The organism is Exiguobacterium undae DSM 14481, from assembly GCF_000620805.1.
GTDB lineage: Bacteria > Bacillota > Bacilli > Exiguobacteriales > Exiguobacteriaceae > Exiguobacterium_A > Exiguobacterium_A undae.
In genome coordinates this window covers 656593-670477 of the sequence record NZ_KK211187.1, presented here as the reverse complement: position 1 = coordinate 670477, position 13885 = coordinate 656593, and the positions used below count along the sequence as shown (strand labels likewise).

The following is a 13885-nucleotide window of genomic DNA, read 5'->3' as shown; positions in this document are numbered from 1 at the left end:
CAAAAAATGGACTGGAAACGATTATTCGTTTCCCGCCCATTTGAATTACATGACAATCCGGCGATATGCACGCACTGTCAGGAGATAATACAACAGATACACCAGCGTGTAACAACCGATGGCGATCGACATCGGCAAAATCAGATTATAGTCCAACAATTTTTGCAGGACTTGCATCGCGAACAGACTGTGGACAAGTCCAAGGAGATACGGCAACGAGAACATGAAGCCGACCAACCGGCGGATGATTCCCGTCTGCTCCTGTTGATCCACGCCGATCTTTTGAATGATTGCAAAACGTTGCTTCGATTCCTCCGCTTCAGCGAGCATCTTAAAGTAGATGATCGACCCTGTCGCCAGCAAGAAGACGAGTCCGAGGAAGCCGGCGGCAAAGGCGAGCAATCCTGTCGTCGCCGTCGTCATGGCATAGACGGGATAATAGGCTGCCATGTCGGTCTCTGCTTTTTTGCCATACAATTGTTCCAGCTGGTTGATCAGTCCATCGTCCGACCGTTCATCCGAAAACTGATAGTTCGTCAGCATCGCTGCTTTTTCCGGCATCATCGCAAAGGCATCATCGGAAACAGCAAAGGCCAGACGTTTTTTCGCATACAGTTGAGTGAGTGGTAAATTCGTCGCACCGGTAATCCGAAAGGACGAATGCGTATCTTTGACGGAAACCCCAATCGGTGACTGAGCGGTTTCTTTTATCAGATCATTTCCTTTGAAGGTCTCAAGGACAATCGCTTCGCCTGTACCCGGCTCCGGTAAAACGGTTTTCCCGCTACTCTTCGCCAACTTTTCATAGTCGGAATAGCTGATGTAACTGAACTGTCCCGGTTCTCCGTCAAACGCATATGTCTGGTACGACGTCGTAAACGACAGCGGGTTCGGCAGCTCCTCGAGCGTATGATCGACATTCTTGACGTTGACCATCGTCCGCGACTCGATCTTCTGATTCGACTGACGGATTAACGCTTCCGCTTCGTCGCGTTTGCTCGAGATCGACAAACTGTACGGCATCTGTTCTTCCACCGTCCGGTCGATGTAATAGTAGATCGAGGTTGCGGTTCCGACCGTCGTCAACGTCACGGCCGTGATGACGGTGATCGTCGACAACATGACGGCATTGGATTTGACGCGCGACAACAGCTGTCCGTGTAAAATCAAGTTCGTTCCTTGGTAATGCCGCACCCGGTTACTGAGCAGGCGTAACAAGAAAATCGTGAAGTAACTCATCGTTCCGAACGTCCCGATGATGACACACAACATTAAGATTGGAGCAACAATCGTGAAGTGTTCCAGTAACGGTTTTCCGGTCAAGTAGTAACCGACACCAATCAACAGCACGGATAACACCGCAAGAATCGGATGCACTTTCGGGACTGTCTCGACCTGTTGCTTGGCTTTGAACAGTTCAATCAACGTAAAACGGTAAATCGTCCGCGCCGAGCGGATGGCAATCAATAAAAAGATCGTCAAGAAGACAGCGACCGTCTGACCGATCGCGCCGGCATTGATTGAAAAGTCGGCTTCAATCGACATCCCCATCACGTACGCAAGCAGCATGACAAAATACTTCGAAGCAATCGTTCCGAGCAACACACCAATCAAGAGACCGATGAGACCGTATCCCATCGTTTCGAGAAACAGCAGTTTAGCGATCTGTTGGCGCTCAAGACCAAGCAACGCATACAGTCCGATCTCTTGTTTGCGGCGACGCAAGAAGAAGTCGCTTGAATACCAGATAAAGATGGCTGCGAACAACGCTAAAATCACACTCGATCCGGTAAAGACGGTGCCGAGTTTTCCATATAACTCATTGGCCTGCAACATCGCTTCGTTCGACCGGATCGCTAAAAACGTGTAATAAATCAAAATGGCAAAGGTGACTGCGCCGAGGTACATCATGTTTTGACGAATATTTTTTAAATTACGAAAAGCCAACTTAAACAAGTTCACGCGCGACACCTCCGAGTTCACGTTGCACTTCCATGATTTGCTCAAAAAATTCTTTCCGTGTTCCAAATTGATGAATCTCCCGGAATAGTTCGCCGTCTTTGACGAACACGACGCGCTCTGCATATGACGCCGTCATCGGATCATGCGTCACCATCAAGATCGTCGCTCCCTGCTCATTGAGACGAGCCATGGCTTCAAGCAATCCCGTCGCCGACTTCGAGTCGAGGGCGCCGGTCGGCTCATCCGCTAAAATCAACGACGGTTGATGAATGATCGCCCGGGCCGCGGCTGTCCGCTGTTTTTGACCACCCGACAGCTCAGCCGGTCGCTTCTTTAATAACTCCTGAATTCCGAGTTCGCCTGCCACCTGCTCGACCCGGGCCAAGATGTCTGCTTTCGGCAGCTGTTGCAAAGCCAGCGGCAAGGCGATGTTCTCTTCAATCGTCATCGTGTCGAGCAGATTAAAATCCTGAAAAATGAAGCCGAGCTGTTCACGCCGAAACCGGGCCAACTGCTTTTCGCGCATCCCGGTCACGTCTTCCCCGTTGATATGAATCGTGCCGTCCGTCGGCTGATCAATCGTCGATAAGAGGTTCAGCAACGTCGACTTTCCTGCTCCTGACGGTCCCATGATGCTGACGAATTCCGATTGGTGAATCGTTAACGTCGTCGGACGAAGCGCCTCATGCCGGGCGTTTTTGGTTTGGTAGACTTTCGTAATCTGCTCTGCGTGTAAAATCGATTTCATAATGTGTTTCCTCCCGTATTCTTTATCTTGCTGTTAGTGTAACGGGCAAACGCTCTCCGCAAGAATCGGTTAGACTTTCAAGCATCTTACAAAACAGTAAGCTCGAGGAGGAGACGACAAAAAAAGCTCCCTCGTCTAGGACGAGGGAGCGGTTGAGTGAACGAATTATTTGTGTGTCGCTTTGAACAGTTCTGTTTCACCTGCGACAACAGATGTGCCTTCAGTCGGTACAGCTGAAAGTGTAAATTGATCGTGGTTCGTCACGATGATTGGTGTGATCGTTGACGGTGCGTTTGCACGGATGAATTCGAGGTCGAACTCTACCAAGACATCGCCTGCTTTGACTTTATCGCCAGATTGAACGTGTGCCGTGAATCCTTCACCTTTGAGGTTGACTGTGTCTAATCCAACGTGGATCAACAACTCAAGACCATCTTCGCCTTTGAGACCGATGGCATGTTTCGTCGGGAAGATTGTTTCGACCGTCGCGTTGATCGGTGAAACAACTTTTCCTTCAGTCGGCTCGATTGCAATGCCGTCTCCCATCATTTTTTGTGAGAAGACTTGATCGGGTACGTTCTCGATGCTGACGATTTTACCTGTAAGGGCAGAAGCGATTTTTGTGTTTCCTGCGTCATTACCACCAAACAATTTTTTAAAGAATCCCATGATACTATCCCTCTACTTTCTCGATCGTTTTCTTCTGTTAGAAGATCCGATTTTTTTATAGGAGCCAGTTAATTGCAAACTCGCTCACGTTCTCACAAAAAGCATACGTTTGTAACTCTGGTTTTGCAAGTATTTTTGTGTGATAATAGTTAGAAATCACAAGGAGGCGCTTACATGTTAACATTTTCAGAACTTACATATGTCCGACCTGACCTAAACGTCCTTGAAACTTCTATGCATGCCGCGATTAATCGATTGCGTGAAGCAACAGACGTCGATGCAGCAAACAATGCCATCACTGAGATTAATACCCTCAGAAACCAATTTGAAACAGCCAGCCAGCTCGTTGAGATCCGGCATACGATCGATACACGCGATGGTTTTTACGAAACCGAGCAAGGTTTCTTTGACGAAGCCGGTCCGGTTTACCAAGGCTACGTCTCAAGTTATTACCATGCCTTGACGGCTCATCCACTCCGCGCTTCACTCGAATCGACGTGGGGCAAACAATTGTTTTTACTGGCGGAAGCGAGTTTAAAAACGTTCTCGGATGCCATCATTCCAAAACTGCAGGAAGAAAACCGACTGGCGAGTGAATATACGAAATTGATGTCGGCGGCCCAAATCGAATTTGACGGCAAGACGTTGAACTTATCCCAGTTCGGACCTTACCTCCAGTCATCTGACCGGAGTGTCCGAAAAACGGCTTCTGAAGCACGCTACGGCTATTTGAAGGAACACGGGGACGCGATTGATACGATTTACGACAAACTGGTCCAGGTTCGGACCGATATCGCCAAGACCCTCGGCTTCCCGTCGTTCGTCGAACTCGGGTATGCCCGGATGTTGCGTGTCGATTATGATCAATCGATGGTCGAAAACTACCGGGAGCAAATTCTCGAGACGATCGTGCCGATTGCGACATCATTAAAAGAACGCCAGCAACGCCGGATCGGTGTCGATTCCCTTTATTATTACGATGAAGGATTTGCCTTTAAGTCCGGTAACGCGACACCACAAGGCGAAGAAGCTTTCATCATCGAAGGCGGCAAGAAAATGTACCGGGACATGTCTCCGGAAACGAATGAGTTCTTCGAGTACATGATTGATCGCGGTGCGCTTGATCTGACAGCGAAACCGGGTAAAGCAGGCGGCGGATACTGTACGTATATCGCCGATGAAAAACTCCCGTTCATCTTCTCGAACTTTAACGGAACAGCGGGCGATATCGACGTCTTGACACACGAAGTCGGACACGCTTTCCAAGTCTATGAAAGCCGTCACTTCACCGTGCCGGAATACGGGTTCCCGACGTATGAAGCGTGTGAGATTCATTCGATGTCGATGGAATACTTTGCATATCCGTGGATGGAGGAATTCTTTGGTGATCAGACGGCCAAATACAAATTCAGTCACCTTGCCGGTGGCGTTACCTTCCTGCCGTACGGTGTCGCGATCGATGAGTTCCAACATGTCATCTACAACCAGCCGGAACTGACACCGGCGGAGCGTCGTGCGGCATGGCGTGCGATTGAACAGAAATATTTGCCACACCGCAACTACGAAGAAAATGATTATCTCGATTCCGGCGCCTGGTGGCATCAACAGGGACACGTCTTCGGCAGTCCGTTCTACTACATCGATTACACGCTCGCACAAGTCTGTGCGTTCCAGTTCTATGCGTGGATGGAACAAGACCGGGAAGCGGCTTGGAAGTCCTACCTTGAGCTTTGTAAGGCGGGCGGATCGGAAAGTTTCCTTACGCTCGTGGAACGTGCCGGATTAAAATCTCCGTTCGCTCCTGGTACGGTCAACGAAGCAGTTGCTCCGATTAAAGCGTACTTGGCGGAAACAGACGATCTCGCACTTGACCGTGTTTGATCGATTCACAGAGTTGCTTTGAATGGATGAGAGACACGACTGCTCAAAGTAAACCAAAAATGAAACGATGGTCCCTTCGTCAGGGAATCAATCGTTTCGTTTTTTTGTCCAGATCAAGAAAAGGTCAGACAGAAAGGAACGGACAAGGGCGTCAGCTTTTCAATGAAACTAAAAAAGATGACCGCTTCCTCCAGTTGATCGGAAGCGGTCATCTTTCATCTTCGGGCGAAACAATACGAACGCATCAACCAGATTGTTTGAGTTTCTCTTGATACCGGTTATACCAAATTTCGAATTCATCTGCTGGAATCGGACGTGAATAATAGAATCCTTGCCCATACTCACAATCGAGTTTCCGTAAATTCTCCCCTTGCTCCGCTTGTTCGATCCCTTCTGCGACGACGTCATACTTTAATGTATGGGCGAGCCGGATGATCGTTTCAATTAACGGGGCGTTCGAACAGGCATCCGGCCCACTGATAAAGGACCGGTCAATCTTCAGACGTTGGATCGGCAAGCGGCTGAGATAGGACAACGACGAATAGCCTGTTCCGAAATCATCGATCGCTAACCGGTAACCGATGCCGTGTAATGTCTGTAACGCATCAAAGACGCGCGTATCCGAAAACACACCAAATGATTCTGTGATTTCGAGCTCCATTCGTTGTTCAATCCCGGGATAGCGATTTCTGACTTCCGTCAAAAATTCAACAATCCGACCGGAGACGAGTTCCTTGACGGACAAGTTGGCCGAGACACGCAAGGATGCAAGCGGTGTTCCTTCCCATCGTCTGACTTGCTGGACGGATTCTTGGACGACCCACATGCCGATCTCTTCAATCAGCATCGAGCGTTCGGCAATCGGAATGAAGACGGCTGGACTGATCATCCCCCGCTCCGGATGGAACCACCGCAACAAGGCTTCACAACCATCCACTTCTTTCGTCTGTAAGTTGACTTGCGGCTGATAAAATAACTGCAGCTCGTTTCGGGCAATCGCTTCCCGTAACTCTGACTCCAGCACCACCGATTCCCGGTACTCCTCGCTCATCCACGACTCGAACCACACCGGTTCACCCGCTTGTTCCCGCTTCGCATGTTGCATCGCGATATCAACCGATGACAGCAAGGACGTGACCGCGACGGCATCATCCGGATAACGGACCATGCTCATGCTGATGCTGACGTCGATTTTTTCACCCTCGATGTGATAGGGACGTTCGATGATTGTTTTGAGGTCACGGTAGTCAACGATATCTTGCTGAAAGATCAAGACGGCAAACTCATCTCCCCCGATGCGGGCTGCGGCGCCCGTTCCGATGAAGTGACGACGCAACCGATTCGAGACTTCTTTTAAAATCAGATCACCAGCACTATGGCCATAGATATCATTGATTCGTCTAAATTGGCGCACACCGATCGTGACGAGTTCACCCGGTTGTGGTGCGGCGAGTGCTTCTTCCATCTTTTGTTCAAAACCGTTTCGGTTCAACAGTCCGGTCAAGACATCGTACAGGGCCAACTGCGTGATCCGTTCTTCCCGTTTGAACTGGTCTGTCTCGTCATGACACGTCAAGTAAAGGGCGGTGCCGCCGTCACTTTTCGTCGGAACATGAATGATGTTGACGAACATGTTGCGAATGTCCTGCTTAAAAATCATCTGGCAGCGAATCGTCTGACTGTAGCCTTCAACCGCCCGGTTCAACGCACGACGGAAACGATTGAGATCTGCCGGATGAATCAATTCTTCGATCGTCAGCAGTTCAGACGTTTGAGCCAACTGTTGAAAGCGGTCATTTCCGCTCAACAGCTCAAACTCTGCGGACAGCGCGATGATCGGATCCGTATTTTGCGAAAACAGAGACTCGATTTCTGCTTTTTTCTGTTTGATTTCGACGGTTTTTTTATCGTTATAATCCAGTAACCCGGAGATGATCGTCGTCATCGTCCGAAAGGCTTGCACGACGGGTCGGAAATCATTGCGGTCCGGCACTTGATAATGCGACTGACGGGGACCGTCGGCAAAAAAGACAGCCTCCTCTTGGAGGATATGTAAATCTTTTCGAAAAGCACGTAACAACGATAACGTCAATAAGAGCAACGTCAAAATGACGAGGCACGTCACGCCGAACATGAGCCAGGCATTGCGGATCAGGGTATTCCCTTTCTCCGTCATTTCGGACTGGACACGTTGAATTCCTTCATCAAACGAGCGGTACATACTCGCTTGATACCGTTCTGATATCTTATCGATTGTCCCGTATTGCGGATTATCCGGTTGACTGAGTGTCGCGTCGAGCATCCGTAAATAGGCATACATTTGATTGCTCATCACCGAGATATCCCGTCTGCGTCCTGTATCTTCCGGTTGCATCGTTGCATACAACGATTGAATCAACGTGTTGTTCCGTAAATTGACATCTTGCCGGATTTGACGCATCCGCAACAGTTCAATCGCATCCAACCGGCTGTCTTGATCCGTACTTAAAAGAAACTGCCCGGCTCGTCCAAATTCCTCTTCCATCAAAATCAGATTAGAAAATAAAGAATAATAAGTTCCGGTTTCTCCGCTTAACGAAAGCTGATTAAACAAAATCTCGCTTTTGTACATGGTAGCCGCGGAAAAAAATTGATGTTCTGATTCAGGACCGTCCGTTTGAATCTGGTTAATTTCAGCAAGAAGATTCTTTTTCGCGGCATCCGCCGTCTCGGTCGCCTTGATCTGCTGGTTGAGCGCCGTTAATTCATCCTCAAGTGGTTTGCTTGTTTGAGGTTCTCGGTTTGAGTCATTACCGTCACTTAACATCTGATAATAACCACTCGTCAAATCCCGCTCGACTTGATTTAATTGATCAAAATTGTTCATCATCTCACTTGAGCGCTTAAACTGATACCCCTCTTCCAGATTTTTCATAAGTTGTTGCGTCGCGATTAATAACGCTAATAACCCAATGATTGAAATCATCCATGAGAACGTTTTGTAGTAGGAGCGTTTTCGGAATGCTTCTACGATGGAGACTGGTGATAAACGTCGCAACACATCGTCCTCCCTAATTGTCATTATGCTTCTATATCGTCTTGCGACAACGATTCGTGAAGTCAAAATGGGTCAATAAAAGCACTCATCCTCACATTTCGTGAAAATAAGTGCTTTTAATACTAGATTTTAATATTCGACGTTTTCGCGGGCGACTTTTTTCGCAAAATAATCGATGATATCACGCCGGCGGATGATTCCGATGAAGTGTCTGCCGTCATCAATCACCGGTACGAAATTCTGATCGGTGATGACTTCAATCATCTCTTCCATCTGTGCCGTAATCGAAACCGGCTTGTACCGGACACGTTGTTTAATGTCCGTCAAACGTGTCTGCAAGACATGGTCATAATCCGCATGTTCCAGATTTTTTTCCAGTGCCCACAGGACATCCCCTTCCGTCAGGGTTCCTGCATATTTTCCTTTATCGTCAACGAGTGGGACCGATGTGAAACGATGATGTTTCATCTTTTCCAGTGCTTGTCTGACCGTTGACTCCGGATCTAAGTATTTGACTTCGTCTTTTGGTAATAAGAAAAAAGCGATATTCATTTCTGGTTCCTCCCTAGCCACTCTGTGACACCTCTTCTATTTTATCATGAACTCTGGTTACGTTCAGTTCCCAAATCATGAAAATCTCCCCACAATTCCTTCATATTTAGTACTACCCTTCCGATAATCAGAATAGACAGATTTTAAAGACTATTTCAAAAGATAGGAGAATTACATATGCGCCTTCCGATTACACGTCGGCTCTTTATTGGACTTATTTTATTACCCGCTCTTACTTTAGGCGTCTCGACCTGGTTTTCGTATGATCAGACGAGTCAGACGGTCGAACGTCTCGTCGACTCAACGTCGCAGACAGCCTTAAAACAACTGGAACAATCATTTTCACGGATCATCGATGACACGAAAAAAGATACGACCTTACTCGCAGGTCTTCCCTTCAACCGTGCCAATGGGCAATTACCCAACTACATAAAACCAAGTGCCGCACCCACATCAACCGAACTGCCTTCCCAAAAAGCAAAAGACATCTACAGCATCCTTGAAAAGTACGGTTCGTCTAAGATTGAGAACTCTTTCGTTCAATATGCGGACGTTGACGGTGGTTATCTGAACTGGCCGAAACAAGACGCGGCATCGGGTTATGATCCCCGCAAGGAAATCTGGTACACACAAGCACTCGAAAATTCAAGCACCGTTGCGATGAGCGAACCGTATTACGATGAAGCGACCAAATTATCGGTCATCGGTTTCTCCAAAGCGACGCTGGACGATCAAGCCAACATCAAAGGTGTATTATCCGTTTATAAAAGTGTTGATCGGCTGTCCGAAGACATGAAACGGATTGAGATCGGTCAAGACGGTTTCGTGTTCAGTTACACGAAGGACGGCAAAATCGTCACCCACCCGAATAAAAATTACTTCTTCAAAAAAGTGGATCAACTGCGTGAAAACGGCAACGCCTACTTTGCAGCACCCAAACAAATGATCAGCCAAGAATCCGGTTCTGCCATCATGGACGTCAACGGCAAAAAATCTGTCGTCATCTGGCAACTGTCTTCCAAGACCGGCTTTAAATTAGCCGTCGTTCTCGACTACGCTTCGTTGTATGCACCAAAAGATGCGATGCTCACCCAGTCCTTGATTAATTTCGTCATTGCGATTGCACTGGCAACGCTGATCGCCTGGTTGATTGGTCGGTCGATTAACCGTCCATTGTCTGGTCTTCGCAGCGAAGCACTGGCCATCGCGAACGGTGACTTACGGACGACAGTCCGTCCAAAACGATTGATTCGTGATGAATTATCCGACCTCGGCGAAAACTTTGATGCGATGCGTCATAAGTTACGTCAAACGATTACGGCGATGACCCAATCTGCCGGAACCGTCCGCGATGCTTCGCAGGACTTATCGTCGAATGCGACTCACGTTCAAAATGCATCCGTTCAAATTGGACAAACGATGGAAGAGATCGCAGCTGCCGGTGAGACACAAACCAAACAGGCGGAACGCTCTTCTCATGCTGTCTACGGCGTGAAGGAACGATCCATCGCGATGCAGGCCGCGGCTTCTGAAACATTACTCGAGGTCGCTACAGTCGCAGATGCTGCGACACGCGGCAGTTCGTTGACGAAGCAAACCATCACGGATTTGTTGCAGCATTCCGATTCACTGGAGCAAGAAATTCAAAATACCTCCGACTTCCTCGGGAAACGATCGGATGAAATCGGGAAGATTCTCGGAACCTTACAGGCCATTTCGAGTCAGACGAATCTGCTGGCATTAAATGCCGCGATCGAAGCTGCCCGTGTCGGTGAACAAGGACGTGGTTTTGCCGTCGTCGCAAGTGAAGTCCGGAAACTTGCGGAAGAAAGTGATCAATCAGCCAAACAAATCAAACAGTTGCTCGATAACATTCAGCACGAAACCCAAACGGCAATGGGTGCGATGAACGGTGTCATGGATGACTTAAAACAATCCCTTGAATCCGTCAAGACGACGGGAGTCGATTTTGAACAGATTGCCGGTTCTGTCCAACACGTCTCGAAACGGACGGAGTCGTTGACGGGCGATATCCGTGCCTTGACGACAGCGACGGAAGACGTGTCGGACGCCATGGGAACGATCCTCGCGTTGACGGAGGAGAACGCAGCCGGAATCGAGACGAGTGCCGCGAGCATCCAGGAAACGAATGCCACAATCGAAGCCGTCACGACGGCGGCATCCCATTTGGCACAGATCGCAACGGAACTCCACTCCTTGACGATTGACTTCCAATTGGATGAGACGACCGTTCCAGATGACAGCACACTACGCACAGAATCGCTTGAACCGGACGCGCTGGCTTACGAAGAAGCAGCCGTCGCATCACTCGATGAGAACGTATCCTCCGCAACTGATTTTTCTGAAGATGACTTGACGGTGCAGCCGGAAACGCGCGCCGACGAAGATCAACCCGATCGTTAATGGATTTCAAACGAACAGACATCGACCTCTCCGATTCTCGGGTAGGTGATGTCTGTTTTCATTTCTGTTTAATCTTTAACGATTCATTCTTGCTATACAATCGACAAGACACGACGTAAACTGGAAGCAACACGTTTCTAGAGAAAGGAGGGATTGAAGTGCCGACCTTGCACCAGGAGGATTTAATCCAAACCGCAGAAAATCTGTACGGAACGACTGGTTTTTTCGTGTCGTATCAATCGTCGTCAGGAGACACTTTACCGATTCGCCCTGCTGCGCCGGTCCATCCGAGCCAGCTTGCCATTGAACAGGAATGGCCGACGCCGGATACGACGCCGTTGTTGTATACGTTAAAAGATGGAACGGCTTATTTGTTCATTCCTGTACTCGATCAAGGACAATACCGGATCGGTCCTGTTTTACTGCAGTCCGCGCTGTTTCGCGCACACATTCAGGACGAGACCTTCCATCAATTTTATAAATCATTGACGCGGACGACCGAAAATCGGCTGATCGATTGCGCCCACTTGGTCTACCGGTTGTTGACCGGTCAACAGTTGGTCGCGCGTGATATCCGGACGGAATCCGAAAGCGATGATCCGGAAATTCCGTTAATCGCTGATGTGCCGCCCCATACGGCGACAACGGCCTACATTAAAGCCTGGGAGCGGGAACAACAAATCATCGAATGGATTGCCTCCGGACAAAGTGAACGCTTGGCGACGACCTATTCCCTGCCCGCCTACGGAGAATTCGGTTCGCTGGCCCGTCATCAGCCGTTACGCGCCGAAAAAAACCTGCTGCTCGGTACCGTGTTGTTAAGTGCCCGCGCCGCCATTACAGGTGGGCTTGAACCGGATGAAGCCTTCATGCTCAGTGACCGGATGATTGAGTCGATCGAAGCCGCAACAAGTATTTCCGAACTGAGAAATCGTCATGTCCGGATCACCGTCAGTTTTGCGGAAGCGGTTAAACAGATTCAAGAACTCCGCCATTCGCCGCATGTTTTAGCCGCCATCCGTTACATCCAGCAACATCTGTATGATCCCTTGTCCGTCTCATCGATCAGCCAAGCGATTCACGTCTCATCAAACTACTTGTCTGTCCTCTTTAAAGAAGAGACCGGTCTTCCGCTCGCCCGTTATGTGATTCGCGAACGGATTCGGGAAGCCAAACGGTTGCTGCGTTCGACGGATGATTCGTTACTGACGATCTCCAACAAGCTGCATTTCTCGAGTCAAAGCCACTTCAGCCAAGCCTTTAAACAGACGACGGGTGAGACGCCGACGCACTACAGACAACATCATTTTTAAGTTTACTTTTAGAAGGAGCCTTACATGACACAGTTACTTACGACGATTCGCCGCAAAAAAATTCATAAAGGATTACTGCTCTACCGTCTGTTTCAAAAACTGCCGATTCAAAAAAATCTGGTGTTGTTCGAAAGTTTTTTAGGACGCGGCTACTCCGACAATCCGAAAGCACTGTATCAAACGCTTAAAAGGCAACGTCCGGAACTGACACTCGTCTGGATTTTTGCGAAGGAACCGACCGCTGATGTCAAAGCGTCCTGTCCGAACTGGGTTTTACGGAACAGTCCGAAATATTACTACTACATGGCACGTGCACGGTACTGGATCTTCAACACCCGGCAGCCGCTCAGCTTAAAGAAACGACGGGCGACGACGTATCTCCAGACGTGGCACGGGACACCTTTGAAACGACTCGGTCTGGATATGGAGGAAGTCCATATGGCAGGAACGACGACCGAACAATACAAAAAGAATTTTTATCAGCAGGCACAGGAGTGGGACTATCTGCTCTCACCAAATACCTACTCAAGCGAGATCTTCAAGCGTGCCTTCGGTTTCAGCGGCACGCTGCTAGAAAGCGGCTATCCACGAAATGATCTCTTATACGCTCCTGACCGGAATCAACAGGCAGAGACAATCAAGCGGAAATTGGACGTACCGCCGAACAAAAAAGTCATTTTATATGCACCAACCTGGCGCGATGATGAGTTCGTTACAAAAGGCCAATACCGGTTTAACCTTCAACTTGATTTACAACAGATGCAGGAACGTCTCGGTCAGGACTATATCGTGTTGTTGCGGATGCATTATCTGATTGCTGAACATCTGGATCTCGATGCGTATGCCGGTTTTGCGTATGACGTCTCGTCATACGGCGACATCGCCGAGCTTTATCTGATCAGCGATCTTCTGATCACTGATTACTCCTCCGTGTTCTTTGATTTTGCGCATTTGAATCGACCGATGCTGTTCTTTACGTATGATTTGGAGAAATACGCGTCCGTCTTACGCGGATTCTACTTTGATTTTGAAGCGGTTGTGCCCGGCCCTTTGCTAAAAGAAAGTAATCAGGTCATCGACTATATCGAAGACATTGAAGCACAATCCAAGCAGTACGCGGACAAATACAAAGTATTTCAAGAGCAATTCTGTGGCTTAGATGACGGAAAGGCGAGTCAGCGGGTGATTGATACTTTGTTTACAGCACGAAAAAAATGAAGTAATCGCTCAGGATAGGATGATTCTCAGGGGAGACGTTGCTTTCCGCGGGCGAAAGGTGAGCCTCCGCGACGCATCAAC

9 protein-coding genes are annotated in these 13885 nt (G+C 48.7%); 4 read left to right on the top strand and 5 right to left on the bottom strand.

Annotated features, from left to right (window positions below; all coding sequences use genetic code 11):
• Positions 1-45: 45 nt before the first annotated feature.
• From P397_RS0104025 to P397_RS0104015, 3 genes are all read right to left on the bottom strand, one after another.
• The gene (locus P397_RS0104025; protein ID WP_028105719.1) at positions 46-1962 is read right to left on the bottom strand and encodes an FtsX-like permease family protein; all 1917 of its coding nucleotides are present in this window, start codon (positions 1960-1962) and stop codon (positions 46-48) included.
• The gene (locus P397_RS0104020) at positions 1949-2710 is read right to left on the bottom strand and encodes an ABC transporter ATP-binding protein (protein ID WP_028105718.1); all 762 of its coding nucleotides are present in this window, start codon (positions 2708-2710) and stop codon (positions 1949-1951) included. Before P397_RS0104020 ends, P397_RS0104025 begins: the two co-directional genes overlap by 14 nt.
• A gap of 165 nt (positions 2711-2875) precedes the next feature.
• Positions 2876-3379 carry a PTS sugar transporter subunit IIA gene (locus tag P397_RS0104015; RefSeq protein WP_028105717.1) on the bottom strand — a complete coding sequence of 168 codons (504 nt, stop codon included), beginning with the start codon at positions 3377-3379 and terminating at the stop codon, positions 2876-2878.
• A gap of 174 nt (positions 3380-3553) precedes the next feature.
• On the opposite strand from P397_RS0104015, the gene P397_RS0104010 reads away from it, so the two are divergent.
• On the top strand, positions 3554-5260 hold the full coding sequence (locus P397_RS0104010) for a M3 family oligoendopeptidase (RefSeq protein ID WP_028105716.1): 1707 nt from the start codon (positions 3554-3556) through the stop codon (positions 5258-5260).
• A 244-nt stretch (positions 5261-5504) separates the two neighbouring features.
• Here the strand turns inward: P397_RS0104010 and P397_RS0104005 are convergent, their stop codons facing one another.
• Both P397_RS0104005 and P397_RS0104000 read right to left on the bottom strand, forming a co-directional pair.
• On the bottom strand, positions 5505-8300 hold the full coding sequence (locus tag P397_RS0104005; RefSeq protein WP_028105715.1) for a putative bifunctional diguanylate cyclase/phosphodiesterase: 2796 nt from the start codon (positions 8298-8300) through the stop codon (positions 5505-5507).
• A gap of 126 nt (positions 8301-8426) precedes the next feature.
• Positions 8427-8849, bottom strand: a complete 423-nt coding sequence (locus tag P397_RS0104000; RefSeq protein ID WP_026832078.1) for a CBS domain-containing protein — start codon at positions 8847-8849, stop codon at positions 8427-8429.
• 177 nt (positions 8850-9026) lie between these two features.
• Between P397_RS0104000 and P397_RS17090 the strand changes: the two genes are divergently transcribed.
• From P397_RS17090 to P397_RS0103985, 3 genes are all read left to right on the top strand, one after another.
• Entirely contained in the window at positions 9027-11273 is a 2247-nt protein-coding gene (locus P397_RS17090; protein WP_051523874.1) for a methyl-accepting chemotaxis protein, read from the top strand.
• 158 nt (positions 11274-11431) lie between these two features.
• Entirely contained in the window at positions 11432-12586 is a 1155-nt protein-coding gene (locus tag P397_RS0103990) for a helix-turn-helix domain-containing protein (RefSeq protein ID WP_035414052.1), read from the top strand.
• 24 nt (positions 12587-12610) lie between these two features.
• Entirely contained in the window at positions 12611-13804 is a 1194-nt protein-coding gene (locus P397_RS0103985; RefSeq protein ID WP_028105713.1) for a CDP-glycerol glycerophosphotransferase family protein, read from the top strand.
• The last annotated feature ends 81 nt before the right edge of the window (positions 13805-13885 follow it).

Bases quoted from the DNA above. Each gene is read 5' to 3' on its own strand.
- P397_RS0104020 (WP_028105718.1), bottom strand. From the start codon at position 2,710: ATGAAATCGATTTTACACGCAGAGCAGATTACGAAAGTCTACCAAACC.
- P397_RS0104015 (WP_028105717.1), bottom strand. From the start codon at position 3,379: ATGGGATTCTTTAAAAAATTGTTTGGTGGTAATGACGCAGGAAACACA.
- P397_RS0104010 (WP_028105716.1), top strand. From the start codon at position 3,554: ATGTTAACATTTTCAGAACTTACATATGTCCGACCTGACCTAAACGTC.
- P397_RS0104000 (WP_026832078.1), bottom strand. From the start codon at position 8,849: ATGAATATCGCTTTTTTCTTATTACCAAAAGACGAAGTCAAATACTTA.
- P397_RS17090 (WP_051523874.1), top strand. From the start codon at position 9,027: ATGCGCCTTCCGATTACACGTCGGCTCTTTATTGGACTTATTTTATTA.
- P397_RS0103985 (WP_028105713.1), top strand. From the start codon at position 12,611: ATGACACAGTTACTTACGACGATTCGCCGCAAAAAAATTCATAAAGGA.